The 24,594-nt window shown below is 68.2% G+C and carries 26 protein-coding genes and 3 pseudogenes; 23 read left to right on the top strand and 6 right to left on the bottom strand.

Annotated elements, in window-relative coordinates:
- The 5 genes from BLV94_RS11685 (at position 1) to trmD (ending at position 3,222) form a co-directional block, all read left to right on the top strand.
- Positions 1-1,086, top strand: coding sequence for an amidohydrolase family protein (locus tag BLV94_RS11685; RefSeq protein WP_072937805.1), 1,086 nt, complete (start codon positions 1-3; stop codon positions 1,084-1,086).
- Positions 1,087-1,265: 179 nt separating this feature from the next.
- Complete coding sequence (gene rpsP, locus BLV94_RS11680; RefSeq protein WP_072937806.1) at positions 1,266-1,715, top strand: 30S ribosomal protein S16; 450 nt, start codon at positions 1,266-1,268, stop codon at positions 1,713-1,715.
- Positions 1,712-1,954, top strand: coding sequence for an RNA-binding protein (locus BLV94_RS11675; RefSeq protein WP_005240479.1), 243 nt, complete (start codon positions 1,712-1,714; stop codon positions 1,952-1,954). Before rpsP ends, BLV94_RS11675 begins: the two co-directional genes overlap by 4 nt.
- Before the next feature lie 13 nt (positions 1,955-1,967).
- A complete protein-coding gene (gene rimM, locus BLV94_RS11670) occupies positions 1,968-2,519 on the top strand; it encodes a ribosome maturation factor RimM (RefSeq protein ID WP_072937807.1) in 552 nt (183 codons plus the stop codon).
- A 10-nt stretch (positions 2,520-2,529) separates the two neighbouring features.
- The gene (gene trmD / locus BLV94_RS11665) at positions 2,530-3,222 is read left to right on the top strand and encodes a tRNA (guanosine(37)-N1)-methyltransferase TrmD (protein WP_072937808.1); all 693 of its coding nucleotides are present in this window, start codon (positions 2,530-2,532) and stop codon (positions 3,220-3,222) included.
- 21 nt (positions 3,223-3,243) lie between these two features.
- Here trmD and BLV94_RS11660 read toward each other — a convergent pair whose 3' ends face one another.
- A complete protein-coding gene (locus tag BLV94_RS11660; RefSeq protein ID WP_244163583.1) occupies positions 3,244-4,278 on the bottom strand; it encodes a serine hydrolase in 1,035 nt (344 codons plus the stop codon).
- A 75-nt stretch (positions 4,279-4,353) separates the two neighbouring features.
- Between BLV94_RS11660 and BLV94_RS11655 the strand changes: the two genes are divergently transcribed.
- The 7 genes from BLV94_RS11655 (at position 4,354) to BLV94_RS11625 (ending at position 11,082) form a co-directional block, all read left to right on the top strand.
- Positions 4,354-6,693, top strand: a complete 2,340-nt coding sequence (locus BLV94_RS11655) for a Tex family protein (protein ID WP_174705455.1) — start codon at positions 4,354-4,356, stop codon at positions 6,691-6,693.
- 73 nt (positions 6,694-6,766) lie between these two features.
- Positions 6,767-7,672, top strand: a complete 906-nt coding sequence (locus BLV94_RS11650) for a hypothetical protein (RefSeq protein ID WP_072937973.1) — start codon at positions 6,767-6,769, stop codon at positions 7,670-7,672.
- 94 nt (positions 7,673-7,766) lie between these two features.
- Positions 7,767-8,108 carry a 50S ribosomal protein L19 gene (gene rplS, locus BLV94_RS11645; RefSeq protein ID WP_005240490.1) on the top strand — a complete coding sequence of 114 codons (342 nt, stop codon included), beginning with the start codon at positions 7,767-7,769 and terminating at the stop codon, positions 8,106-8,108.
- Between the two features lie 81 nt (positions 8,109-8,189).
- Positions 8,190-8,972, top strand: a complete 783-nt coding sequence (gene lepB / locus BLV94_RS11640) for a signal peptidase I (RefSeq protein WP_072937810.1) — start codon at positions 8,190-8,192, stop codon at positions 8,970-8,972.
- Complete coding sequence (locus tag BLV94_RS11635) at positions 8,969-9,649, top strand: ribonuclease HII (protein ID WP_072937811.1); 681 nt, start codon at positions 8,969-8,971, stop codon at positions 9,647-9,649. Before lepB ends, BLV94_RS11635 begins: the two co-directional genes overlap by 4 nt.
- 37 nt (positions 9,650-9,686) lie before the next feature.
- Entirely contained in the window at positions 9,687-10,004 is a 318-nt protein-coding gene (locus tag BLV94_RS11630) for a DUF2469 domain-containing protein (protein WP_005240496.1), read from the top strand.
- A gap of 34 nt (positions 10,005-10,038) precedes the next feature.
- Positions 10,039-11,082, top strand: coding sequence for a patatin-like phospholipase family protein (locus BLV94_RS11625; RefSeq protein ID WP_072937812.1), 1,044 nt, complete (start codon positions 10,039-10,041; stop codon positions 11,080-11,082).
- A gap of 51 nt (positions 11,083-11,133) precedes the next feature.
- On the opposite strand, the pseudogene BLV94_RS51770 reads toward BLV94_RS11625, so the two are convergent.
- Positions 11,134-11,343: pseudogene (locus BLV94_RS51770) on the bottom strand (MFS transporter); the annotation flags it as partial.
- Between the two features lie 6 nt (positions 11,344-11,349).
- On the opposite strand from BLV94_RS51770, the pseudogene BLV94_RS51765 reads away from it, so the two are divergent.
- The 5 genes and pseudogenes from BLV94_RS51765 to dprA form a co-directional block, all read left to right on the top strand.
- Positions 11,350-11,600: pseudogene (locus tag BLV94_RS51765) on the top strand (Lrp/AsnC family transcriptional regulator); the annotation flags it as partial.
- A gap of 52 nt (positions 11,601-11,652) precedes the next feature.
- Positions 11,653-12,525: an LLM class F420-dependent oxidoreductase gene (locus BLV94_RS11610; RefSeq protein WP_072937813.1), complete on the top strand. Its 873-nt coding sequence runs from the start codon at positions 11,653-11,655 to the stop codon at positions 12,523-12,525.
- A gap of 198 nt (positions 12,526-12,723) precedes the next feature.
- Positions 12,724-13,080 carry a YraN family protein gene (locus tag BLV94_RS11605; protein ID WP_072937814.1) on the top strand — a complete coding sequence of 119 codons (357 nt, stop codon included), beginning with the start codon at positions 12,724-12,726 and terminating at the stop codon, positions 13,078-13,080.
- Positions 13,080-14,588, top strand: coding sequence for a YifB family Mg chelatase-like AAA ATPase (locus tag BLV94_RS11600; RefSeq protein WP_072937815.1), 1,509 nt, complete (start codon positions 13,080-13,082; stop codon positions 14,586-14,588). Before BLV94_RS11605 ends, BLV94_RS11600 begins: the two co-directional genes overlap by 1 nt.
- Entirely contained in the window at positions 14,585-15,739 is a 1,155-nt protein-coding gene (gene dprA, locus BLV94_RS11595; RefSeq protein WP_072937816.1) for a DNA-processing protein DprA, read from the top strand. The genes BLV94_RS11600 and dprA overlap by 4 nt, the downstream gene beginning before the upstream one ends.
- A gap of 39 nt (positions 15,740-15,778) precedes the next feature.
- On the opposite strand, the gene BLV94_RS11590 is transcribed toward dprA, so the two are convergent.
- Together BLV94_RS11590 and BLV94_RS11585 are read right to left on the bottom strand one after the other, a co-directional pair.
- A complete protein-coding gene (locus tag BLV94_RS11590) occupies positions 15,779-16,387 on the bottom strand; it encodes an SRPBCC family protein (protein WP_083395555.1) in 609 nt (202 codons plus the stop codon).
- Entirely contained in the window at positions 16,384-16,761 is a 378-nt protein-coding gene (locus tag BLV94_RS11585; RefSeq protein WP_072937817.1) for an ArsR/SmtB family transcription factor, read from the bottom strand. Before BLV94_RS11585 ends, BLV94_RS11590 begins: the two co-directional genes overlap by 4 nt.
- Positions 16,762-17,120: 359 nt before the next feature.
- Here BLV94_RS11585 and BLV94_RS11580 point away from each other — a divergent pair, with 359 nt between their 5' ends.
- Entirely contained in the window at positions 17,121-17,900 is a 780-nt protein-coding gene (locus tag BLV94_RS11580) for a siderophore-interacting protein (protein WP_072937818.1), read from the top strand.
- A gap of 21 nt (positions 17,901-17,921) precedes the next feature.
- Here the strand turns inward: BLV94_RS11580 and BLV94_RS11575 are convergent, their stop codons facing one another.
- The gene (locus BLV94_RS11575) at positions 17,922-19,091 is read right to left on the bottom strand and encodes a multidrug effflux MFS transporter (RefSeq protein WP_072937819.1); all 1,170 of its coding nucleotides are present in this window, start codon (positions 19,089-19,091) and stop codon (positions 17,922-17,924) included.
- Positions 19,092-19,200: 109 nt separating this feature from the next.
- Between BLV94_RS11575 and BLV94_RS11570 the strand changes: the two are divergent.
- Positions 19,201-19,822 (top strand): annotated as a pseudogene (locus BLV94_RS11570) (site-specific integrase).
- A gap of 76 nt (positions 19,823-19,898) precedes the next feature.
- On the top strand, positions 19,899-20,936 hold the full coding sequence (locus BLV94_RS11565) for a MinD/ParA family ATP-binding protein (protein WP_371851537.1): 1,038 nt from the start codon (positions 19,899-19,901) through the stop codon (positions 20,934-20,936).
- Between the two features lie 54 nt (positions 20,937-20,990).
- Here the strand turns inward: BLV94_RS11565 and BLV94_RS11560 are convergent, their stop codons facing one another.
- Positions 20,991-21,608: a M23 family metallopeptidase gene (locus tag BLV94_RS11560; protein WP_083395554.1), complete on the bottom strand. Its 618-nt coding sequence runs from the start codon at positions 21,606-21,608 to the stop codon at positions 20,991-20,993.
- 242 nt (positions 21,609-21,850) lie between these two features.
- On the opposite strand from BLV94_RS11560, the gene rpsB reads away from it, so the two are divergent.
- From rpsB to pyrH, 3 genes are all read left to right on the top strand, one after another.
- Positions 21,851-22,735, top strand: a complete 885-nt coding sequence (gene rpsB / locus BLV94_RS11555; protein ID WP_005259344.1) for a 30S ribosomal protein S2 — start codon at positions 21,851-21,853, stop codon at positions 22,733-22,735.
- A gap of 112 nt (positions 22,736-22,847) precedes the next feature.
- On the top strand, positions 22,848-23,672 hold the full coding sequence (gene tsf / locus BLV94_RS11550; RefSeq protein ID WP_072937822.1) for a translation elongation factor Ts: 825 nt from the start codon (positions 22,848-22,850) through the stop codon (positions 23,670-23,672).
- A 178-nt stretch (positions 23,673-23,850) separates the two neighbouring features.
- Positions 23,851-24,579 carry a UMP kinase gene (gene pyrH, locus BLV94_RS11545; protein WP_015890300.1) on the top strand — a complete coding sequence of 243 codons (729 nt, stop codon included), beginning with the start codon at positions 23,851-23,853 and terminating at the stop codon, positions 24,577-24,579.
- Positions 24,580-24,594 lie beyond the last annotated feature (15 nt).

Raw genomic sequence — 24,594 nt, 5'->3', positions numbered from 1 at the left:
ATGGCTGCACTGCATTTCCGGGGCACCGGTCTGCCCGACGAACAGCCGGTCGAGTTCTGGGTCGACAGCGGTGTGATCTCGACGGAGCCGATTCCCGGCGCCGATACTGTCTGCGAGTCTGGGTGGATCGTTCCCGGTCTCGTCGACGCCCACTGCCACGTCGGCATCCGGTTCGGCGGCGGTGGTGGTGAGAGCGTCGAGGGGTTGATCACGCAGGCGGAGACCGAGCGCGACTGCGGTGTCCTGCTGATTCGCGACGCCGGTTCGCCGGTCGACACCCGCTTCGTCGACGACCGCCCCGACCTGCCGAGGATCGTCCGCGCCGGGCAGCACATCGCCGCCCCCAAGCGATACATCCGCGGACTGCCGGTCGATCTCGAGGACGAGTCGCAGCTGCCGGACGAGGTGGTGCGCCAGGCCCGGGCCGGCGACGGGTGGGTCAAGCTCGTCGGCGACTGGATCGACCGCTCCGCGGGCGACCTGGCGCCGTTGTGGAGCGACGACATCCTGGTCGAGGCGATTGCGGCGGCGCACCGCGAAGGGGCTCGCGTCACCGCGCACGTCTTCGCGGAGGATGCGCTCCCGGGCCTGATCAACGCCGGGATCGACTGCATCGAGCACGGCACCGGGCTGACCGACGAGACGATCGAGCTGATGGTCTCGCACGGGACCGCGCTCGTCCCGACGCTGATCAACATCGCGACGTTCCCGGATATCGCCGAGTCCGCCTCGCGGTTCCCGGTCTACGCCGCGCACATGCGCGACCTGCACTCACGGGTGAAGGACACGATCGGCGCCGCGCACGATGCGGGGATCCCGATCTACGCAGGCACCGACGCGGGCGGATCCATCGTCCACGGACGCATCGCCGACGAAGTCGAGGAACTGAAGGCGGTCGGGCTGACCCCGTCCGAAGCACTCGGCGCCGCGTGCTGGGATGCGCGCGCGTGGTTGGGGCATCCGGGTGTCGAAGCGGGTGCGCCCGCGGATCTGCTGGTCTTCCGGAACGACCCGCGCGCGAGCAGCGACACCCTCGCCGCGCCCGACGTCGTGGTGTTGCGGGGCGTCGTCGTCAAGACCCGGTGACCTGGTTTCCCCCGGACGGGGTTCGTCTGGCAGAATGAACCGCTGTTCGTCGCATCCGGTTACGCACCGCGCGGCGGTCACAGATTAGAGGCAAAACCGGGCGCGCTATTCCTGCGCGTCGCCGAATTGCACGTGACACGTGGGCACATTCGTGTGCGCACTGAAGGAGAAGTACAGCAGTGGCTGTCAAGATCAAGCTCACCCGGCTCGGCAAGATCCGGAACCCGCAGTACCGCATCGTCGTCGCCGACTCCCGCACCCGCCGCAACGGCCGTGCAATCGAGACCATCGGCAAGTACCACCCCAAGGAAGAGCCCTCGCTGATCGAGGTCGATTCCGAGCGCGCGCAGTACTGGCTCGGCGTCGGCGCCCAGCCCACCGAGCCCGTCGAGGCCATCCTCAAGATCACCGGTGACTGGCAGAAGTTCAAGGGCCTGCCGGGCGCCGAGGGCACCCTCCGCGTCAAGGAAGCCAAGCCGTCCAAGCTGGAGCTGTTCCAGGCTGCGCTCGCGCAGGCCGAGAACGAGCCCGTCGGCGAGGCCATCACGCCCAAGAAGAAGAAGGCGAAGGCCGAGGACGCCGACGCTCCCGCCGAGGCAGCTGCAGAGTCCGAGGCTGCTGACAAGTGAGTGCCGTCGTCGCCGATGCCGTGGAGCACCTCGTTCGTGGCATCGTCGCCAACCCCGACGACGTTCGTGTCGAGCTGATCACCGGGCGTCGGGGGCGCACTGTCGAGGTGCACGTCAACCCTGACGATCTCGGCAAGGTCATCGGCCGCGGTGGTCGCACCGCGACCGCTCTGCGCACGCTGGTCTCCGGTATCGGTGGCCGCGGGATCCGTGTCGACGTCGTCGACACCGACCAGTAGAGGCCTTACAACAGTGGAGCTCGTGATCGGCCGTGTCGCCAAGTCGCACGGCATCAAGGGTGAGATCGTGGTCGAGGTTCGCACCGACGAACCCGAGGATCGATTCGCCGTGGGTGCCGTGCTGCGGGGACACAAGCCGCGCGAGCAGACTGTGAACACGTACACGGTGGAAGCCGCCCGGGAGCATTCCGGGCGGCTTCTGCTGCGCCTCGAGGGCGTCCCGGATCGCACCGCCGCGGATGCCCTGCGGGGCACGTTGTTCGTCATCGACAGCGCCGAACTCGTGCCCTCCGACGACCCCGACGAGTTCTACGATCACGAACTCGAGGGACTGTCGGTGCGCCTCGCGGACGGCACCGAGGTGGGTACCGTCATCGAGGTATTGCATTCCGCAGCAGGCGAATTGCTCTCGATCCGTCGATCCGGTGAACAGTCCGGCGAACTTCTGGTCCCGTTCGTGGCCGCGATCGTCACGTCGGTGTCCGTGGCCGACGGCGTCGTCCTGATCGATCCGCCGGAAGGGCTGCTCGATCCCGACTTCGGTGAATCCGCCGACGGGAAGTGAGTCGGTAGGCATGCGCCTCGACGTGGTCACCATCTTTCCCGAATACCTCGAACCGCTTCGCGCGGCGTTGCTCGGCAAGGCCATCGACAAGGGCCTCATCTCGGTCGAGGTGCACGATCTGCGGGATTGGACGCACGACGTCCACAAGGCGGTCGACGATTCGCCGTACGGCGGCGGGCCGGGGATGGTCATGAAACCCACCGTGTGGGGGCCCGCGCTGGACGATGTCCTCACCGCCGGCGGCGAGAACACCGACACGCTGCTCGTCGTCCCCACACCCGCCGGTGTCCCCTTCACGCAGGCCACCGCCGAGCGCTGGGCGGGGGAGAAGCACATCGTCTTCGCCTGCGGGCGTTACGAAGGCATCGATCAGCGGGTGTTCGACGACGCCGCCCGCCGGGTGCGCGTCGAAGAAGTGAGCATCGGCGACTACGTCCTCATCGGCGGGGAGGCGGCCGTGCTGGTGATGACGGAGGCGTTCGTGCGCCTGATTCCCGGAGTCCTCGGCAATCAGCAATCGCACCAAGAGGATTCGTTTTCCGACGGCCTCCTCGAAGGTCCCAGCTACACCCGGCCCGCCACGTGGCGCGGACTCGACGTCCCGCCCGTCCTCCTGTCGGGCGATCATGCGAAGGTGGCGGCGTGGCGACGCGAGCAGTCGCTGCACCGCACCGCCGAGCGTCGTCCGGACCTGTTGCCCTGAAACGTTTTCCGGGCCCGGGGGCTAACCCTGGGGCTGCGTCCAGTCGTCGACGACTCCGGTGGGGAACAGGGACTTCACGATCCCGGTCATCGTGTCCCGTGCGTGCTGCGCACTCGAATCCTCGGTGACATCGGTGATCGCGGTGTCCGGATACGACTCCTCGTCGTCCTCGTACCGGATGTCCTCCCGCGACGCGACCGTCACGATGTAGCGGTTGTCCTCCCCGATCACCCCGGTCGACGCGTGGATCCACCGGTCACCCACACAGCACATCCAGCCCTGCTTCACCCCGACGACGTTCTCGCCCGGCAACCCGTCGGGGATGCCGAACCGCTGGTCGTAGCCGTCGATGCCCTCGGGTGTCGACGCGCGCAGGTAGCCCACGAACTCGGCGATGCGCCCGGGGCCGAGGCCGTCACGGTCGTCGAGGAGCCCGGTGTAGAACGTAACGAGGTCAGCGGCCGTCGTCTCGGTGTTCCACCACAACCCGTCCCCGGGCGGTGCGGTGGCGGCGAGTCCGTATCGCCGCGCGATGTCGACGACCAGGTCCGAGCCGCCGAGATCGTCCCAGAGGGTGTTGGCAGCGTCGTCGTCGGAGGATTCGAGCATCCGCTTCAGGAGGAGACGGTCGAAGTCGGACAACGGCCGCTCACCGAGCGCGTCGAGGTGATACATCTGGGCGGCGACGAAGAGCTTGGCCAGCGACGCCGTTTCGACCGGTTCGGTGGCGGCGTCCTCCAGATAGCTGCCGGTGGCACGGTCCAGGACGGCAATCGACACGTCGGCGCCGCGCTCGGCGGCCGCCGTCGCGACTGCCGCCGAGATGCGTTCGGCGAGGGGTGCGGAGACGGGAACCCGCGCGGAGGGGAACGGCTCGGGGCTCACGGTCACGCCGTCACCGGCGGGTTCCTCGGCGGGGAGAACGTCGGGGGTGGCGACCGCCGGTGAGGTCACCGGGATGTCGACCACGGAGTTCGTCTCGGTCGGGATGGTGCAGGCCTGCGTCGCACCCAGCAGGAGGACCATGACCGTCAGGCAGCGGATCAGCCTGGACATGAAATTCTCCCGAGATTTCCGTGACGGCCTCACCGCCGACGATATTGTCCCAGAGTAGCGGTAGGGTCCATTTCCGTGACTCTCAAGACCGTGAACCAGCGCATTGCCGAGGAGCTCGACGTCCGGGAGGGACAGGTCGCGGCCGCCGTGGACCTCCTCGACGGCGGAGCGACCGTGCCCTTCATCGCCCGGTACCGCAAGGAAGTCACCGGAACGCTCGACGACGCTCAGCTCCGCCAGCTCGAGGAACGACTGCGGTACCTGCGGGAACTGGACGAGCGCCGGGACGCCGTGCTCGAGTCGATCGACTCGCAGGGCAAGCTCGACGATCAGCTCCGCGGGCAGATCATGACCGCCGACACGAAGGCGCGCCTCGAGGACATCTACCTGCCGTTCAAGCCGAAGCGGCGCACCAAGGCGCAGATCGCACGCGAAGCCGGTCACGAGCCCGTCGCCGACGCGCTGATCACCGATCCCAGGGCCGATCCGGCGTCCTACACGGCGGAACAGCTCGAGGGTGCGCGCGCGATCCTCGTCGAACGCTTCGCCGAGGACGCCGACCTGGTGGGCGAGCTCCGTGAGCTGATGTGGACCCGCGGGCAACTGGTGTCCGCAGTCCGTAAGGGCAAGGAAACCGAGGGCGCGAAGTTCGCCGACTACTTCGAGTTCTCCGAACCGTTCGGCAAGCTCCCCTCACACCGGATCCTCGCGGTTCTGCGCGGCGAGAAGGAAGAGGTGCTCTCGCTCACCCTGGCACCCGACACGGAAGAAGCCGTCCCGGGCGAGCCCACCGTCTACGAGGGCCGGATCGCCGGACGGTTCGGCATCGCCGACCGCGGCCGACCGGCCGACCGGTGGCTCCTCGACACCGTGCGGTGGGCGTGGCGCACCAAGATGATCGTCACCCTGGGCATCGACACCCGGATGCGGCTGCGGCAGTCGGCGGAGAAGGACGCCGTCGACGTGTTCGCCACCAACCTGCGCGACCTGCTTCTGGCGGCGCCGGCAGGCACCCGCGCCACGATGGGCCTGGACCCCGGTTTCCGGACCGGCACCAAGGTCGCGGTCGTGGACGCCACCGGCAAGGTGGTGGCCCACGAGACGATCTACCCGCATCAGCCGCAGAACAAGTGGGACGCCTCCCTGGCCACACTCGCCGGCCTCGTCGCCAAGCACGGCGTGGAGCTGATCGCCATCGGGAACGGCACCGCCTCCCGGGAGACGGACGCGCTCGCGAGCGAGCTGATCGCCAAGTCCGGCGCCACCAACCTGACGAAGATCGTCGTGTCCGAGGCCGGCGCATCCGTGTATTCGGCGTCCGCGTACGCCTCGGCGGAACTGCCGAACCTCGACGTGTCGATCCGCGGCGCCGTCTCCATCGCCCGGCGTCTGCAGGATCCCCTCGCCGAACTCGTGAAGATCGACCCGAAGTCGATCGGCGTCGGCCAGTACCAGCACGACGTGTCGGAGACACTGCTCGCACGTTCGCTCGGCGCCGTCGTCGAGGACGCGGTGAATGCGGTCGGCGTCGACGTCAACACCGCGTCCGTGCCGCTGCTGTCCCGCGTGTCCGGCATCGCCGGGTCCCTGGCCGAGAGCATCGTCGCGCACCGCGACCAGAACGGCCCGTTCCGCAGCCGCAAGGGTCTCAAGGACGTCGCGCGACTCGGGCCGAAGGCGTTCGAGCAGTGCGCCGGCTTCCTGCGCATCCCCAACGGCGACGACCCACTCGACGCGTCCAGCGTCCACCCCGAGGCCTACCCGGTGGTGCGCAAGATCGTCGAATCCAGCGGCACCGGCGTGCGCGAGATCATCGGCAACACGTCCGCGCTGCGCAGTCTGAACCCTGCCGACTACGTCGACGACCGGTTCGGACTCCCGACCGTCACCGACATCATCGGTGAACTCGAGAAGCCCGGCCGTGACCCCCGCCCGGAATTCAAGACGGCCACATTCGCGGCAGGCATCGAGAAGGTGTCGCACCTGAAGCCCGGAATGACCCTCGAGGGCGTCGTCACCAACGTGGCGGCGTTCGGCGCGTTCGTCGACATCGGTGTCCACCAGGACGGCCTCGTCCACGTGTCGGCGATGTCCCACAACTTCGTCAAAGACCCGCGGGACGTCGTGAAGTCCGGTGACGTGGTGACGGTGAAGGTCCTCGAGGTCGACGAGGCGCGTCAGCGCATCGGGTTGACGCTGCGACTCGACGACGAGGTCGGGGCGGGCGGCCGCAAGAACGACGGGCCCCGCGGTGGCGGGCAGCGGCAGGACCGGCGGGGAGGCGGGCAGCCGCAGGACCGGCGCGGCGGAGGCAAGCCGCAGCAGCAGGGTGGACGCGACCGCGGGCGGGACAATCGCCCGGCGCCCGGCGGGTCGATGGCCGACGCGCTGCGAAAGGCGGGGTTCGGCAAGTAGGAGGTCACCATCCCGACACGAGCGACCACTTTCCCGTGGAGTGACCAGTTCTTTACTGGGATAGTGGATGCCGATGTACGAATGGCTGGATAGGGAAATCGTCGGGCACGGGCGCCTGCCTCTGCTCTTTTTCCTGCTCGGGTTTCTCGCGGCATTCCTGTTCATCCGGCTGAGCGTGCGGATGATCCGCGCCGAGGTCTCGTGGTGGCCGGGCAACGTGAAACCCGGCGGGCACCACGTCCACCACGTGGTGTTCGGCGTCGTGACGATGCTCATGTCCGGTGTCGCCCTCATCGCCGTGTACGAGGACGGCACCCAGACCACCGGCGCCGTCCTCGCCACGTTCTTCGGGATCGGCGCCGCGCTGGTGCTGGACGAGTTCGCGCTGATCTTCTACCTGCAGGACGTGTACTGGGCGGACGAGGGCCGGACGTCCGTCGATGCCGTGTTCGTCGCGATCGCCGTCACCGGTCTGCTGCTCCTCGGGCTCCGTCCGCTCGAACTGATCAACGTCACCGACTTCCGGGACTCCCCGGATCCCTGGGTACGGGTAGCGATCGCGCTGTCTTCGGTGATCAACCTGCTCATCGCGGCGGTGGTGCTGCTGAAGGGGAAGATCTGGACCGGACTGCTCGGATTGTTCGTCTTCCCGATCCTGCTGATCGGGGCGCTCCGGCTGAGCAGGCCGAGCGCGCCGTGGGCACGGTGGCGCTACACGTCCAAGCCGAAGCGGATGCTGCGGGCGCTCGAACGGGAGCGCAAGTGGCGGCGTCCGGTCATCAGGGCCAAGATCTTCGTGCAGGACTTCATCGCCGGCACTCCCAGCGCGGTGCACGTGAAGGAAGCCGCGGAGCATGCCAAGGTGGCGGCCGAGGTGGAACTCGACCACGTGGTGCATGCGGCGCCACCGCCGATTTCGCTTCACCCCGTGGCGTCTGGCACAATGGACGGGTTGCCTGGACCAGGCAGCAGTACTTGATCTGGGCACGAACCAGACGAGCACCGGTGTTCTCCGAACGTCCGGGTGCCGCTCGGTTCCTCTGCTCCTGCGAAAACGCAAGGATGGAACACCGATGAACACTCTCGATTTCCTGGACAAGAAGTCCCTCCGCGACGACATTCCCGAGTTCCGTCCCGGCGACACCCTCAACGTGCACGTCAAGGTCATCGAAGGCTCCAAGGAGCGCGTGCAGGTCTTCAAGGGCGTCGTGATCCGCCGTCAGGGCGGCGGCGTCCGCGAGACCTTCACCGTCCGCAAGGTCTCCTTCGGTGTCGGCGTCGAGCGCACCTTCCCGGTTCACAGCCCCAACCTGGCGCAGATCGAGGTCGTCACCCGCGGTGACGTCCGTCGCGCCAAGCTGTACTACCTCCGCGATCTGCGTGGCAAGGCCGCCAAGATCAAGGAAAAGCGCTGACCTTTCCGATGAGCCCGGCACTGCGTACGCGCAGTGCCGGGCTAATCTGATTTCGTGACAGATTCTTCGAAGGAGCGGGCATTGTCGTCGGAATCCGAGACCACCGGCGATTCGGCCGCCACCTCCGCAGCGAACGGCGGTGCGGCGGAGCCCGAGAAGAAGCCCCGCTCCTTCCTCCGCGAGTTGCCGATCCTGATTCTGGTCGCGCTCGTCCTGAGTTTTCTGCTGCAGACGTTCGTCGCGCGGGTCTATCTCATTCCGTCGGAATCGATGGAACCGACGCTGCACGGCTGCGCAGGCTGCACCGGCGACCGCATCGTGGTCGAGAAGATCGGTTACCGCTTCGGTGATCCGAAACCGGGTGACGTGATCGTGTTCCGCGGCCCCGATTCGTGGTCACAGGATTTCGTCTCCACCCGCTCCTCCAACGTGGTGATCCGCGGTGCGCAGGAAGTCGGTTCCCTCGTCGGACTCGTCCCGCCGGACGAGAACGACCTCGTCAAGCGTGTGATCGCCACCGGCGGTCAGACCGTCGAATGCTGCGACGACCAGGGTCGCATCCTGGTGGACGGTCAGCCACTCGACGAGCCCTACGTCGTCATGGACTTCCCGTTCGTCCCCGGCTCCCAGACCTGCGACACCGCGCTGAAGTCGGCGCGCTGCTTCGGTCCCGTCACCGTCCCCGAGGGGCACCTGTGGATGATGGGCGACAACCGCAGCAACTCCGCGGACTCGCGGTACCACGTGGGCGACGACATGCAAGGCACCATCCCGCTCGACAACGTGATCGGAAAAGCGGTCTTCATCGCGTTGCCGCCGTCGCGGATGGGCACGATCAGTTCACCCGATATCCAGGGCAAGTGACTTCCTGGCCTCCACGCATCGTCATTCGCAGGTCGTCCGGTCTGCGGACGATGGAGTCGGCCCTGGTCCGCAGCGGACTCGGGCCGGTGGCCGGTGTCGACGAGGCCGGGCGGGGTGCGTGCGCGGGCCCGCTCGTCGTGGCGGCGTGTGTGCTCGCACCGAAGCCGTATCCGGCGCTGGCGCGGCTCGACGATTCGAAGAAGCTCACCGAACGCACGCGCGAGGAGCTGTTCCCGGCCATCACCCGGCTGGCAGTGGCGTGGAGCGTCGTGTCCTTCCCGGCGGAGGAAGTCGACCGCATGGGCGTCCACGTCGCCAACATCGAGGGCATGCGGCGTGCGGTCGCCGGGCTCTCGATGACCCCCGGTTACGTTCTCACCGACGGTTTCCGTGTCCCGGGGCTCCCGGCCCCGTCGCTGCCGGTGATCGGCGGCGACGCCGCGGCGGCATGCATCGCGGCGGCGAGCGTCCTGGCCAAGGTGTCGCGGGACCGGGTGATGGTCGCGATGGACGAGACGCACCCGGGTTACGGTTTCGCGATCCACAAGGGGTACAACACGCCCGCCCACCTGGCGGCGCTCGAGGAGCTGGGCCCGTGCCCGGAGCACCGCCGCTCGTGGTCGAATGTCGCGGCGCTGCTACACCGAGTGGATAACAGTTCCGGAAGTGCGAGATGATGACAATTCACACCAGAGCAGGAGGACTCCGAGACCGATGAGTGCCGAGGATCTCGAGAAGTACGAAACCGAGATGGAGCTGTCGCTCTACCGCGAGTATCGGGACATCGTCGGTCAGTTCTCCTATGTCGTGGAGACCGAGCGCCGGTTCTATCTGGCCAACTCGGTGGAGTTGCTGCCGCACAACGCAGACGGCGAGATCTACTTCGAGCTGCGCATGTCCGATGCCTGGGTGTGGGACATGTACCGTCCCGCGCGGTTCGTGAAGTATGTCCGCGTCATCACGTTCAAGGACGTGAACATCGAGGAACTCGACAAGCCGGACCTGCGGCTCCCGGACAACGGTCTGTCCTGACGATCCGAAGTTCCCGGCCGCGTACGATCATCCGATGACCGGACCGAGGCGCGTCGCGCTGGCTCTGGGGAGTGGCGGCGCCAGGGGATACGCCCACATCGGCGCGATTCAGGTACTCGAGGAGCGCGGATTCGAGATCGTCGGAGTCGCAGGATCGTCGATGGGCGCCCTCGTGGGTGGCCTCCACGCCGCGGGGAAGCTCGACGACTTCACCCGGTGGGCGATCGGTCTGACCCAGCTGGACGTCGTGCGGCTTCTCGACCTGTCGGTGTCGGCACCTGGCGCCATCCACGCCGAGAAGATCCTGCACCGGGTTCGGGAGATCCTCGGCGAGATCCGTATCGAAGACCTTCCCATTCCGTATACCGCCGTGGCCACCGATCTCGCTGCGGGCCGGTCGGTGTGGTTCCAGCGCGGCCCCGTCGACGCGGCGATCCGCGCGTCGATCGCCATCCCCGGCGTCATCACGCCGTATGTGCTCAACGGCAGGGTCCTCGCGGACGGTGGGGTGCTCGACCCGCTGCCGATGGCGCCGCTGGTCTCGGTGAGCGCCGACCTGACCGTCGGGATCAGCCTGGGCGCGGAGGATCGGGACGGTCGTTCGCTGGCCCCGGAGAACGTCAGCGCGGACTCGCGGCCGGTGGACGAGTGGATGGCCCGCTTCCGTCGCAGCGCCGCGCAGCTGCGTGACCTGGACATCGTGCGGTCGGTGGTCGGACGGTTCGGCGCCGCGCACACCGACCCGGATCCGTCGGAGGAGCCGGACGGCCCCCTGATCGGTGATCAGCCCGTGGTCGAGGGCGACGCGGTGGCCGTCCCGAAGTTCAGCCGGTTCGCGGTGATGAACCGCTCGCTCGACGTGATGCAGGCGACGTTGGCCCGGTACCAGCTCGCCGCGTACCCACCGGACGTGCAGGTCCGGGTTCCCCGGAACGCGTGCCGCAGCCTCGACTTCCATCGGGCCGCCGAGATGATCGAACTGGGCCGGGTGCTCACCGGGCGCGCGCTCGACGACGCCGGACTCACCTCGACGACGGTCGCCGCGTCTCCGGCCGATTCGGACGGCGAGCCCGGCTGACGGCGGAAGGGCCGGTGCTTCGCAGCACCGACCCTTCCCGTCACGGGGGTGTCAGCTGGTGGCCCGCGCCCGCGCGGCGCCGAGGTCACCCACGGATTCGTCGTCGGCGTGATCGACGTGCTGCGGAGCCACGAGCAGGCAGAGGATGCTGACGGCGCACATGCCGATCAGGAGTCCGATCACCGGCCACACGCTGCCGGTGGCCTGGTACATGAGTGTCGAGACCAACGGCGACAGTCCACCGAAGAGCGCGCCGGCACCATTTGCATCGGTGTGAACCCCGGATCGCGGGACCGGGAAGCGTGCGCGCAGATCGAGGCCCTGCCGGGTATCGAATTCCTGATGCGATCGCTCGGCAGATTCGACCTGATCGGCACCGTCGCCGCCGATTCGTCGGGCGATCTCTACTCCCTCGCCGAGCAAATCCGGACGATCGACGGGTGGTGGCGCTGGAGACCTGGACGCACCTCGAGGTGTTCAAGGAGCACTACGCCAGGAGCCTCGACGTGCGCGGATAGGTGCGTCCCGGAACCGGGCACGTCGGCCGGGCAACTGTGAGACGATCGGCCGATGCGCCTCGGGTTGCACGCCCTCGGAATCGGCACCGGCGCTCGCCGCGCCGTGATCGACGCGGTCGCGGTAGCCGCCGAGAACAGCGGATTCGCCACGCTGTGGGCCGGCGAACACGTCGTGATGGTGGACCGATCGGCGTCGCGGTACCCGTACGCGGACGACGGAAAGATCGCCGTCCCCGCTGTCGCGGACTGGCTCGACCCGATGATCGGGCTGAGCTTCGCCGCGGCAGCCACCCGGACGATCGGCGTCGCCACCGGGATAGTGCTGCTGCCCGAACACAATCCCGTGCTCATGGCCAAGCAGGCGGCGACGCTGGATCTGATGAGCGGTGGCAGGCTGACGCTCGGCGTCGGCATCGGCTGGTCCAGGGAAGAATTCGCTGCGCTCGGCATTCCGTTCGAGCGCCGCGGCGAGCGCGCCGCCGAATACGTCGCGGCGATGCGCACCCTGTGGAGTGACGACGTTGCGACGTTCGACGGCGAGTTCGTCCACTTCGACTCGATTCGGGTCAACCCGAAACCCGTCCGCGAGCGCCGGATTCCGGTCGTGCTCGGCGGCAACACCGATGCCGCTCTTCGTCGGGTCGCGGCGTGGGGCGACGGCTGGTACGGCTTCAACCTGGACGGCGTCGACGCCGTCGCCGAACGGATCCGCACGATCCACGCACTGTGCCGCGACGCGGGGCGCGATCCCGCCGGCTTGCGCCTGGCCGTTGCCCTGCGCGAAGTGGACCCGTCCGACGTCGGCGCCCTGGCCGGTGCGGGAGTCGACGAACTCGTCCTGGTCGAATCACCACCCGAGGATCCGGGTGAGGCCGCCGAGTGGGTGGCCGGTCTCGCACGCCGCTGGATGCCGGCCGTCGGCTGACCGTCTTGACAGCCCTGGCCTGGCGTTTCCTCGCGCACGGCCGTCGCGGAATGCCGAGTTGTCCACAACGTGTGATCCATCCACAGCCCAAAGTGTTCGCCCAGTTCGAGCACTTCTTCCGGAATCCGGGTCGGCCACGGTGGTGCGAGAGGCGCGGTTCGCATCGGTGGGCCGCCGCGGGACGGGGTGGAGGCTGCTGTGGCGCACAATCTCGCGCTTGGTGCACATGGGGAGGATCTGGCCGCCCGGTACCTCACCGAGGCGGGCATGGAGATCGTCGAGCGCAACTGGCGATCCCGGTACGGTGAGGTCGATCTCATTGCGACGGAGGGGGACTGGCTCGTCTTCGTCGAAGTGAAGACACGGCGCGGTCTGGGATACGGCACTCCGGCCGAGGCGGTGACGTTCTCCAAGCAGCGACGCATCCGTTTGCTGGCGGTGGAATGGTTGCGGGAGTCGAGCCGGCACTGGTCGCGGGTGCGGTTCGACGTCGTCGCGATCATGATCGGGCACGGTCCGCAACCCCAGATCGAGCACGTCCGGGACGCGTTCTGATGGCATTGGGGCGCGCGCATTCGGTGGCGGTGACCGGGGTGGACGGTCAGCTCGTCGAGATCGAGGCCGACATCGGCCGTGGGCTTCCCGCAGTGCATCTGGTCGGGCTGCCGGACACCGCGCTGTCGGAGGCGCGTGACCGGATCAGGGCCGCGGTCGCGAATTCGGGTGAGGAGTGGCCGGATTCGAAGGTGATTCTCGCGTTGTCGCCGGCGACCCTGCCGAAGGTCGGGTCGGTCTACGATCTCGCGCTCGTCGCCGCCGTGCTCGATGCGGCCAAGCAGGTGAAGCGGCAGCGGCTGCGCGAGACCGTTCTGCTCGGCGAACTGGCGCTGGACGGGCGGCTCCGGTCGGTGCGCGGGATCCTGCCCGCGGTGCTGGCAGCGAAGAACGCGGGATGGGCGACGGTGGTGGTCCCGGTGCAGTCCCTGCCCGAGGCGGGGCTGGTCGGTGGTGTCGAGGTGCTCGGCGCGCACGATCTGAGGGCGGCGATCGCGTGGCTGCGAGAGGAGCGTGAACTCGAGTACCCAGAGCCGGCGCAGTGGGTCGCGCAACCGGTGCGTGCCGATCTGAGCGAGGTGGTGGGTCAGACGGAGGCGCGCTGGGCCATCGAGGTCGCGGCGGCCGGAGCGCACCACCTCATGCTCACCGGCCCACCCGGCGTCGGGAAGACGATGCTCGCGCAACGTCTTCCGGGAGTTCTGCCGCCGCTCACCGAGAGTGAATCGCTCGAGGTGACGGCAATCCACTCGGTGGCGGGGCTTCTGCCGCCCGAGCGCCCCCTCATCGACGTGCCGCCGTTCATCGCACCACACCACACCGCGTCGGTGAGTGCACTCGTCGGCGGCGGCAGCGGTGTCGCGAAACCCGGTGCGGTCAGTCGCGCCCACCGCGGGGTGCTGTTCCTCGACGAGTGCGCCGAGATCGGAACCAAGGTGCTCGAGGCTCTGCGGACCCCACTCGAGGACGGGGAGGTGCGGATCGCGCGACGGGATGGGGTCGCCCGCTACCCGGCGCGTTTCCAGCTGATCCTCGCGGCCAATCCGTGCCCGTGCGCGCCGCCGCGGGAGGCGGACTGCGTGTGCGCGCCGACCGCCCGGCGACGCTATCTCGGAAAGTTGTCGGGACCACTGATGGACCGCGTTGACCTGCGTGTGCGAATGCAGGCCGTCGCGACCGGAGCGTTCATCGACGACGTCGGCGAGAGCACCGAGGACGTCCGGCAGCGGGTGACCGAGGCGCGCGCCGCCGCCGGCGAGCGGTGGAGCGACTACGGGTGGCGCACCAACGCGGAGGTGCCGGGCCCGGCCCTGCGGCAGAAGTTCCGGTTGGCGCGCCCGGCGCTGGCGCCGGTGGAGCGAGCGCTGCGCAAGGGGCTGATCACGGCCCGGGGGGCCGATCGCGCATTACGAGTGGCGTGGACGGTGAGCGATCTGGCCGGGCTGGGCATGCCGGGCCCGGAGCAGGTGGTCACCGCGTTGGGTTTTCGTGATCGGAGCTTTCAATGACGGTGGAAATTCGAAGTGACGCAACGGATCCGAGTGGAGTTCACGATCCGCGCCGGTTGGCGTGGGCGTATCTGTCGAAGGTGGTGCAGGGGCCGTGTCCGGCGCTGTCCCGTCTCGTGGAGGAGGTGGGGCCGGAGGAGGCTGCGCGGGCCGTGCGGGAAAGGGATCTGTCGGACATGCTGGGGGAGCGGACGGTGGCCCGTGCCCATGTGGACACGGCCGCGGACGATCTCGAACTGGTGGCGGGAATGGGTGGCCGGATCGTGACGCCGGACGACGACGAGTGGCCTCAGTGGCGGCTCCTCGGTTTCGGGAATCTGTCGCGGTCGCGGGACGAGGGTCCGCCGCTCGCTCTGTGGGTGCTCGGTTCGCGCCCGGTGGCCGAACTCACCGATCGGGCAATCTCGATTGTGGGGACACGGGCGGCGAGCGGGTACGGCGAGCACGTGACAGCGGAGATTGCGGGTGATCTCGCCGTCGACGGGTGGACGATCGTGTCGGGCGCAGCATTCGGGGTCGACGGCGCCGCGCATCGTGCGGCGCTGAGTGTCGGGGGCCTGACGGTGGCGGTGCTGGCGTGTGGTGTGGATCGCGCGTACCCGGCGGGGCATGCGCGCTTGCTGCGGCAGATCGCGCAGAACGGTGCGGTGATCAGCGAGTACGCGCCGGGCACGACTCCGGCGAAACATCGGTTCCTGGCGCGGAACCGGTTGGTGGCGAGCCTGTCCGACGGGGTGGTCGTGGTGGAGGCCGGCTGGCGCAGCGGCGCCCGGAACACCGTGAGCTGGGCGCGCAAACTGGGGCGTCCGGTGATGGCGGTGCCCGGTCCGGTGACGTCGGCGTCGTCGACCGGGTGCAATCGGATGATTCGGGAGGGTGAGGCGAGGTTGGTCGCGAACGCCGGTGACGTGGTGGAGGAGGCCGGGCCGATCGGGCTGCGGGACGGCCCCGAGGTGGTCCGCGATCTCGACGCGCTGTCGGGCGACGCCCTGCTGGTGTACGAGGCGTTGCCGGCCGCCGGACCGCGCGGGGTCCGGGAACTGTCCGAACTGTCCGGAGTCGCGGTGGAGCAGGTCCGCGCCGTGCTCCCGCTGCTGGAGATGGAGGGCTTCGTCGGCTCCGACGACACCGGATGGTCGCGGCAGCGGTGAGACGGGGCCGGCTCGGGGGCAGGCGACCTGAATGCATTCTCAGGCGTGGCCGGTGTTCCGCGCGTGCTGTGCCTCGACTTTCGCCCATTCCGTGCCGCGGTAATTGGCGAGGCGCAGTTCCTCGGCTTCGTCGAAGGTGTACCACTCGGTGCTGGGGCGGTCCGGCAGGACGCCGCGCAGGTACTCGCCGAGATAGTGCAGGGGACCTTCCCAGCCCGTTCCGACGCCGTAGCAGCCCGTGTCCGGGTCGTTGCGGAAGACGTCGGCGACGGAGGCGTGTTCCAACTCCAACCACGTCGCGTCCGGACCGTCGGCGGTCAGCCGGACCTCGACCTGGTCGCTGTAACCAGGGTCGCCGGGCGGAGTCCACTGCAGCCGCAGCAGATGTGGGGCGTCGCAGGCCAGGATCTCTCCACTGGCCTGGCCCTGCAGGGCGAAGGAACCGCCCGCGCGCAGATCGCCGCTGAGCGGGAGGAAGAAGCGGTCGACGCGGTCCGGGGTCGTGATGGCATTCCAGACGTCGTCGATCGGCGCGTCGTAGCGTCGCCTGAGCACCGCCGTTCGCGCTGCACCCTCGGCGATGTCCCGGTTGCCCATCCTCCGCTGCACTGTCGTCAGGCTGGTGTCCTGACCGGCGATCTCGTTCACTGTCGGTCTCCTTCTGTCGATGATTCGGGGTGTGCGGCTCGGCTCGGCCGGGGATCCTGACGACTCCCGCGGGCGAGTTCGGTGGCCAGGGCGTCGAGCGGCTGGCTCCAGAACCGGCGGAACCCGTCGAGCCATCGATCCACTTCCTGCAGCGGTGCAGGCTCGACCGCGTAGAGACGTCTGGTGCCTTCGCGCCGGACCGTAGCGAACCCGTTCTCCCGAAGCACCCGCAGGTGTCCGGACACCGTCGGCTGTGAGATCCCGAACTCGGCGGCTGCGACTTCGGTCACCTGACCGGCCGAGAGTTCGCCCTCGGACAGGAGTTCCATGATCCGCCGCCGAACGGGGTCGCCGAGTACGTCGAACGCATGCACACACCCTTTATATCGGTTGTCGCCAATATAGGCAAGGACCGAAGTGTGGCGCGGTTCGACTCTTCGTCACGCTCCGGCCTGCGCAAAGGGTGAGTCGAACCGACCGATCGGCGACGAGGTGGAGTAGAAACGTCTCTGGAACGCACCTCGCAAACCGCATGCGATACCCACAGGTGGATCAGCGTCACGTCAGGAGTGAGATATGGGGTCAGCCGAGGATTTGTGGCGGAACTTCGTCGCGCACGTGTTGAGCTTGTTGTTCGCTTCCGGCTCGTAAACGACTCCGGCCGTTGCCGGCAGTCTCTCCTGTACCGTAGTTAGGTAACACTAACCAACTTGAGTTCATTGGAGAGATGCCTGTGGCAAAGCCGACCGCAACACTGACCGTGCTCCGGACCGAATGGCTGACCCCGCACATGGTGCGGGTCATCCTCGGCGACCCGGGATTCGACAGCTTCGTTCCCAACGCCTGCACCGACGCGTACGCGAAACTCGAATTCGGAAGCCCCGAAGCGCCGGTCCTGCGCACCTACACGATCCGGTCGGTGGACCCGTCGGCGCGGGAGATCGCGATCGACTTCGTGGTCCACGGCGACGCCGGCGTCGCCGGACCGTGGGCTGCGGCCGCGGCGGCCGGTGACATCCTGACGCTGCGCGGCCCCGGAGGGGCGTTCGCACCGGACCCGGCGGCCGACTGGTACCTGTTCGCGGGCGACGAGACCGCGATTCCCGCCATCTCGGCATCCGTCGAGAAACTCGACGCGTCGGCGGTGGGGAGGGTGATCATCGAGGTCGCAGGCTCGGACGACGAGATCGCCTTCGACGCGCCCGCGGGTGTCGACGTCACGTGGATCCACCGCGGCGACACGGCGGACCGGATCGGGGACAAGGCGTCGGGAGACAACGCCCCCCTCGTCGCCGCGGTCCGCGACACCGAATGGCTGCCCGGAGACGCGCAGGTGTTCATTCACGGTGAGGCGCAGGCCGTGATGCACAACCTCCGCTCCTACGTGCGCAACGAGCGGGGCGTCCCCGCTCGTTCCGCGTCGATCTCCGGATACTGGCGCCGCGGTCGCACCGAGGAAGGCTTCCGGGTGTGGAAGTCCGAGCTCGCCGCGAGCGAGGGTGCCTCCCGCTGACACGCTGACCCGGCGGACGCGCTACGACGTGCGCGTCCGCCGCGTCAGCACCAGCAGCGACAGCATGGCCACGGCGCCCGCCGACGGGATCGCGACAGCCATCGGGACGGCACTGTCGGGTCCGGCGATCCCGACCAGCGGCGAGACCACCGCGGCGAGACCGAACTGACCTGCCCCGAGGAGCGCGGACCCGGTGCCGGACGCCTTGGTCACCTCGCCCTGAGCCAGCGCCGTCGCGTTGCCCATCACGAAACCGATGCTCGACACCGAGACGAACAGCGGGATCAGGATCGCCCACCAGGGCGGCGAATCGATCGTTGTCGCGGCGAGCAGCAGTACGGCGCCCGCCGCCAGGAGCAGCGTGACCCCGAAACCGAGCAACTGCCGGGCATGGAACGTGCCGACGAGCCGTGTGTTCACGATCGCGGCGCTCACCATGCCCGCCGCGTTCACGGCGAACACCATCGAGAACTGCCCCGGACTGAGGCCGAGGACGTTCTGCACGACGAACGGGGACGCGGAGATGTACGAGAAGAGCGCGACGAACCCGAACATGAACGTGAACGCGTAACCCAGGTACACGCGGTTGCCGACGACGTAGTGCAGGTTCCGGACGAGTGCCGTGAGCCCGCCGCCGTGCCGGTTCTCCTCGGGAAGCGTCTCCGGGACGAGGATCAGCACGCCCGCGAACATCGCCACCCCGGCGGCGGTGAGGACCCAGAAGATCCCTCGCCAGCCGACCGGCCCGAGCAGGGCCCCGCCCAGCAGCGGCGCGACCACCGGTGCGACGCCGCCGATGATCATCATGATGCTGAAGAGCCGGGCGGCGCTGTCGCCGCGGGCCCGGTCGGCGATGCAGGCGCGGGCGAGCACGATCGCCGCGCCGCCGCTCAGTCCCTGGAAAAGTCGTGCGGCGATGAGGGTTTCGACGGTCGGGGCGAGAGCGCAGGCCATCGCGGCGAGCGTCGTCACGACGGTGGCGCCGATCAGCAGGCGACGGCGACCGAGGCCGTCCGACAACGGTCCGACCACGAGCTGGCCGATCCCGAGCCCGGCCATGAATGTGGTCAACGTCAGCTGCACGCTCGGCGCCGACGTGTTCAGGCTCTCCGTCATCAGGGGGAGACCGGGGAGATACATGTCGGTGGCGAGTGGAGCGATCGCGGACACTAACGCCAGAACACACAACATCGGGATGGAGATCGTTCGCTGCACAAAAGAACTCTAGCGGCGCGGCTGCTTGATTCATGTCCCGCCCGAGTCGACTGCTGCCTCTGTGAGCAGCGACCTGCCGGCACCGTTGGAGCTGGTACTCGAGGCGTACACCCGGCATCTCGGGCTCGAACGGGGTCGATCGCCGCACACCGTGAAGGCATACGCCCCGGACGCGAAGTCGCTGCTGCAGCAATGGTTGTCGACGGCACCGGACGAATACCTCGGAGAGCTCGACATCCAGGTGCTGCGGTCGTGGCCGGCGAGCCGGTCCGCGGCCGGCATCGCCGGACCACACTCGCCCGGCGGACGTCGTCGGTGCGCAACTTCACAGTCTGGCTGCTGCGGACCCGGCGCATCGCCACCGATCCCGGCGCCCGGCTGGGCGCCGCGAAGGCCCATCGGGCACTGCCCCCGGTGCTGCGGCAGTCGCAGGCGGCCGACGTGATGGACGCCGCCGAATCGGGCGCGCAGCAGAACGATCCGATCACGCTGCGGGACCGCCTCATAGTGTCCCCGGTGCGCCGAACCTTGAGCCCGCACGGGCCGCGTCACACGGCGGCGACGCACCGACTCGAGGGGCAGCGCCGACCTGCGCGTGGTGCAGGAACTGCTCGGGCACGCCGGCCTCGCCACCACCCAGCTCTACTCGCACGTGTCCGTGGCGAGGCTGCGGTGCGGTGCACGATCAGGCGCATCCCCCGGCCTGATCCGGTTTGGTAGCGTCGCCCCACGAATCTGCAGTTGTTTCTGCACTATCCCGGGGGAACAGTGGACCGCGAAGACTTGACTCGATCGCAACCGTCCTGGCTGAACGACGGTGGCGGCACCCCGGTGGGCGATGCCACCGCTCCTGCGCCGAGTCAGCATCAGGTGACCAATCAGGATCTGGTTGCGGATGCGCTCCTCGAGCGAGCGCGCAAGGCGCCGAGCCGGGGATGGCGGCGCGGGCTGCACCGGCTCACCGGGGGAACGGTGAACCTGGGTGAGTCGGCCGGGGAGGCTCGTGACGCCGCACTCCTCGACCGGATCCGGCAGCCGATCCAGGGGGACTATCGAATTGCGTTCCTGTCCTTGAAGGGCGGCGTCGGGAAGACGACGACCACGATCGGGCTCGGATCGACGTTCGCGTCGCTGCGCGGCGACTGCGTGATCGCTGTCGACGCCAACCCCGACTTCGGGACGCTCGCGCAACGGGTTCCAGTGCAGACACATTCGACCGTCCGCGACCTCATCGCGGCCGAGGCGGACATCCGGCGCTATTCGGACGTGCGGGCTCACACGTCGCAGGCGCCGAGCCGCCTCGAGGTGCTCGCGAGCGAGCAGGACCCGGCGATCTCCGAGGCGTTCAGCGAGGACGACTACCGGCGGGCCATCGACATCCTGCAGGTGTACTACAACATCATCCTCACCGACTGCGGCACCGGGATCATGCATTCGGCGATGAACGGCGTTCTGCAACTCGCCAATTCCCTGGTGCTGGTGAGTTCGCCCGCGATCGACGGCGCCCGCAGTGCCGCCGCCACGCTGGACTGGCTGCAGCACCACGGTTACGGGCACCTCGTGTCCCGCACCGTCGTCGTGATCAGTGCCGCCCGGCCCGGCTCGAGCATGATCGACATGACGGAACTGACCAACCATTTCCTGCTCCGGTGCCGTGCGGTGAAGGTGGTGCCGTTCGACGAGCACCTCGCCGAGGGCTCGATCGTGGATCTGGATCTGCTGCGTCCCGATACGCGCAAGGCGTTCGTCGAACTCGCCGCGATGGTCGCGGACGACTTCCCGGAGTCGGCGGGCAGACACGCCGTCGCTGAGTGGCGCTAGCCGCGACGATCTGCGCTGAGTGGCGCTAGCCGCGACGATTTGCGCTGAGTGGCGCTAGCCGCCGCGATCACGGGGCACGACGGGGAGGAGCCGGACCGGCGCCACCCGGACGAGTCCGAGTGGGCCGAGGTATTCGCGGTCGCGGCGCAGACCCCAGTGCAGGCACGCGGCGACGGGGGCGATGCAGCCCGGGTGCCCGGGTTCGAGTGTGCCGAGGACGGTGCCGCGGCCGACGCGCAGCCCGGCGGTGACCCGGGCGGTCACCGGTTCGTACGTGGTGCGCAGACCTCCCGGGTGGTCGACGGAGACGACGGGTTTACCCGCGACCGTGCCTGCGAACACCACCACGCCCGCGCCCGCGGACAGCACCGCCTCGTCGGGCACGCCACCCAGATCCACGCCGCGATGGCCGGGAAGCCAGTCGTGCTCGGGATTGTCGAAGGCCCGCACCACCCGAGGCCGCGGGTGCAGCGGCCAGTCGAAGTCGCCGGTCGGCGCGGCTTCGGCGGCCGGGGAGAGGAGTACCGCGGCGCTCAGGAGGGTCGTCGCCGTGACCGTCGCGGTCAGGACCCGCAGGATCGCCCCGAACTTCGTCATGGCTCGACGATCCCGCACGTCCGGGGCAAATATCGGGCGGCGGGTGACATTGTGGATGGATCCCGATCCGTCCACAGATTCCGCAGAACCCTTGCACGCGTGGACCGGGTGTGGCAGGGGCGGTTAGGGCGTGGAACGTGGAGGCCGTACACTGATCGAGCGGTCTGTGTTCGCACAGTCCGACTTCGCGCGTCCGCGCAGTATACGGATCGTCGGCTGGTCTCGCATTTCGATGTGAGTCCGACGGTTCACGGGCGCCAGGGCGGAACGTCACCGACGTTCGGCATCAACCGGCAATGAAAGAGAGATACACAGCCATGGCTGTCGTAACAATGAAGCAGCTGCTGGACAGCGGCACGCACTTCGGTCACCAGACCCGTCGCTGGAACCCGAAGATGAAGCGATTCATCTTCACCGACCGCAACGGCATCTACATCATCGACTTGCAGCAGACGCTGACGTACATCGACAAGGCGTACGAATTCGTCAAGGAGACCGTTGCCCACGGCGGCACCGTCCTCTTCGTCGGCACCAAGAAGCAGGCCCAGGAGTCCATCGCGGCCGAGGCCACTCGCGTCGGGATGCCCTACGTCAACCAGCGTTGGCTCGGCGGCATGCTCACCAACTTCACCACCGTCCACAAGCGTCTTCTCCGCCTCAAGGAGCTCGAGGCCATGGAGCAGACCGGTGGCTTCGAGGGTCGCACCAAGAAGGAAATCCTCATGCTCACGCGTGAGATGACCAAGCTGGACCGCACTCTCGGTGGTATCCGCGACATGGCCAAGGTCCCCTCCGCGGTGTGGGTCGTCGACACCAACAAGGAGCACCTGGCCGTTGCCGAGGCGCGCAAGCTGAACATCCCGGTCATCGCGATCCTGGACACCAACTGCGACCCCGACCTCGTCGACTACCCGATCCCGGGCAACGACGACGCCATCCGCAGCGCCGCCCTGCTCACCAAGGTCGTCGCTTCCGCAGTGGCCGAGGGCGTGCAGGCCCGTGCCGGACTGAGCGCCGACAAGGACGCGAAGCCCGAGGCCGGCGCCGGCGAACCCCTCGCCGAGTGGGAGCAGGAACTGCTCTCGCAGGCAGCGCCCGCAGCAGAGGCCGCTCCCGCAGCGGAGGCCGCTCCCGCAGCTGAGGCACAGGCGGCTCCGGCTGCCGAGGCCCCCGCAGCAGAGGCTCCCTCCACCGAGGCCTGATCCGATGCACACGGCCCTGACCAAGAGATCTTTGGTCAGGGCCGTTTCACGGTCTGCCCCGAGTACTACCCTGACTTACGTCCCAACAGACATATGAGGAGGCTCGCTCACCATGGCGAACTACACCGCCGCTGACGTCAAGCGGCTCCGCGAGCTCACCGGCTCCGGAATGATGGCCTGCAAGAACGCTCTCGCTGAGGCCGAGGGCGACTTCGACAAGGCTGTCGAGCAGCTGCGCATCAAGGGCGCCAAGGACGTGGGCAAGCGTGCCGAGCGCACCACGGCCGAGGGCCTGGTCGTTTCCAAGGACGGCGTCCTGCTCGAGCTCGACTGCGAGACGGACTTCGTCGCGAAGAACGAGGACTTCCTGAAGCTCGCGGAGTCGATCGTCACGGTCGCCGCAGCAGCGAAGCCCGCCGACGTCGACGCCCTCAAGGCACTCGAACTCGACGGCAAGACGGTCGACACCGTCATCCAGGAGCAGTCCGCGAAGATCGGCGAGAAGCTCGTCCTGAGCAAGATCGCCTCCTTCGACGGACCGGTCGCGGTCTACCTGCACAAGCGCAGTGCCGACCTGCCGCCCGCCGTCGGCGTCCTCGTCGAGTACACCGGTGAGGGCGACGCTGCTGCGGAGGCCGCTCGCGGCGCCGCGATGCAGGTCGCGGCGCTCAAGGCCAAGTACGTCACGCGCGACGAGGTCCCCGAGGACATCGTCGCCAACGAGCGTCACATCGCCGAGGAGACCGCGCGCGCCGAGGGCAAGCCGGAGCAGGCTCTGCCGAAGATCATCGAAGGCCGCGTCAACGGCTACTTCAAGGACGTCGTGCTGACCGAGCAGTCCTCGGTCCAGGACTCCAAGAAGTCCGTCAAGGCGATCCTCGACGAGGCCGGTGTGACCATCAAGCGCTTCGTCCGCTTCGAGGTCGGTGCTTCGTAACTGCTCGTGTGAGTCGTATGGCCCCGTCGGACGAGTGCGCTCGCCCGGCGGGGCCTACGTATACCGCCACCGTCCTGATGAGGCAGGATGAGGATGGCCGTCTGAATGGGCCGGGTAGCCGCGTGGGTGCGCTCGGCCGCTGTCGAAATCGACGAGTGCTGTGGAACTGAGGAGAGCAATGTCCGAACCAGCCAACGAACGTACGGGATTCCATCGAGTCCTTCTCAAACTCGGCGGAGAAATGTTCGGTGGTGGCAAGGTCGGTCTCGACCCCGACGTGGTGACCAAGGTCGCGGAGCAGATCGCCGAGGTCGTGCGATCCGGGGTGCAGGTGGCGGTGGTCATCGGCGGCGGCAACTTCTTCCGTGGTGCGGAACTGCAGCAGCGAGGTTTGGACCGCGCGCGTTCCGACTACATGGGCATGCTCGGCACCGTCATGAATTGCCTTGCTCTGCAAGACTTCCTGGAGAAAGAGGGCATCGACAGCCGCGTGCAGACGGCGATCACCATGGGTCAGGTGGCGGAACCGTACATTCCGCTGCGCGCCCAGCGTCACCTCGAGAAGGGACGCGTCGTGATCTTCGGTGCCGGCATGGGCATGCCGTACTTCTCGACCGACACGACCGCGGCGCAGCGGGCCCTCGAGATCGGCGCCGAGGTGGTGCTGATGGCCAAGGCCGTCGACGGTGTGTTCACCGCGGACCCGAACCTCGACCCGAACGCCACGATGTACACGCAGATCACGCACCGTGAGGTCATCGAACAGGAGCTGAAGGTGGCCGACGCGACGGCCTTCAGCCTGTGTATGGACAACCAGATGCCGATCATGGTGTTCAATCTGCTGACCGAGGGGAATATCGCTCGGGCGGTGTCCGGTGAGAAGATCGGAACGCTCGTCAAGTCATGACGCGCGTGCCACGCT

This window comes from Rhodococcus koreensis, assembly GCF_900105905.1.
In the GTDB taxonomy this organism is placed as follows: domain Bacteria; phylum Actinomycetota; class Actinomycetes; order Mycobacteriales; family Mycobacteriaceae; genus Rhodococcus_F; species Rhodococcus_F koreensis.
This window is presented reverse-complemented; position numbering and strand designations above follow the sequence as displayed.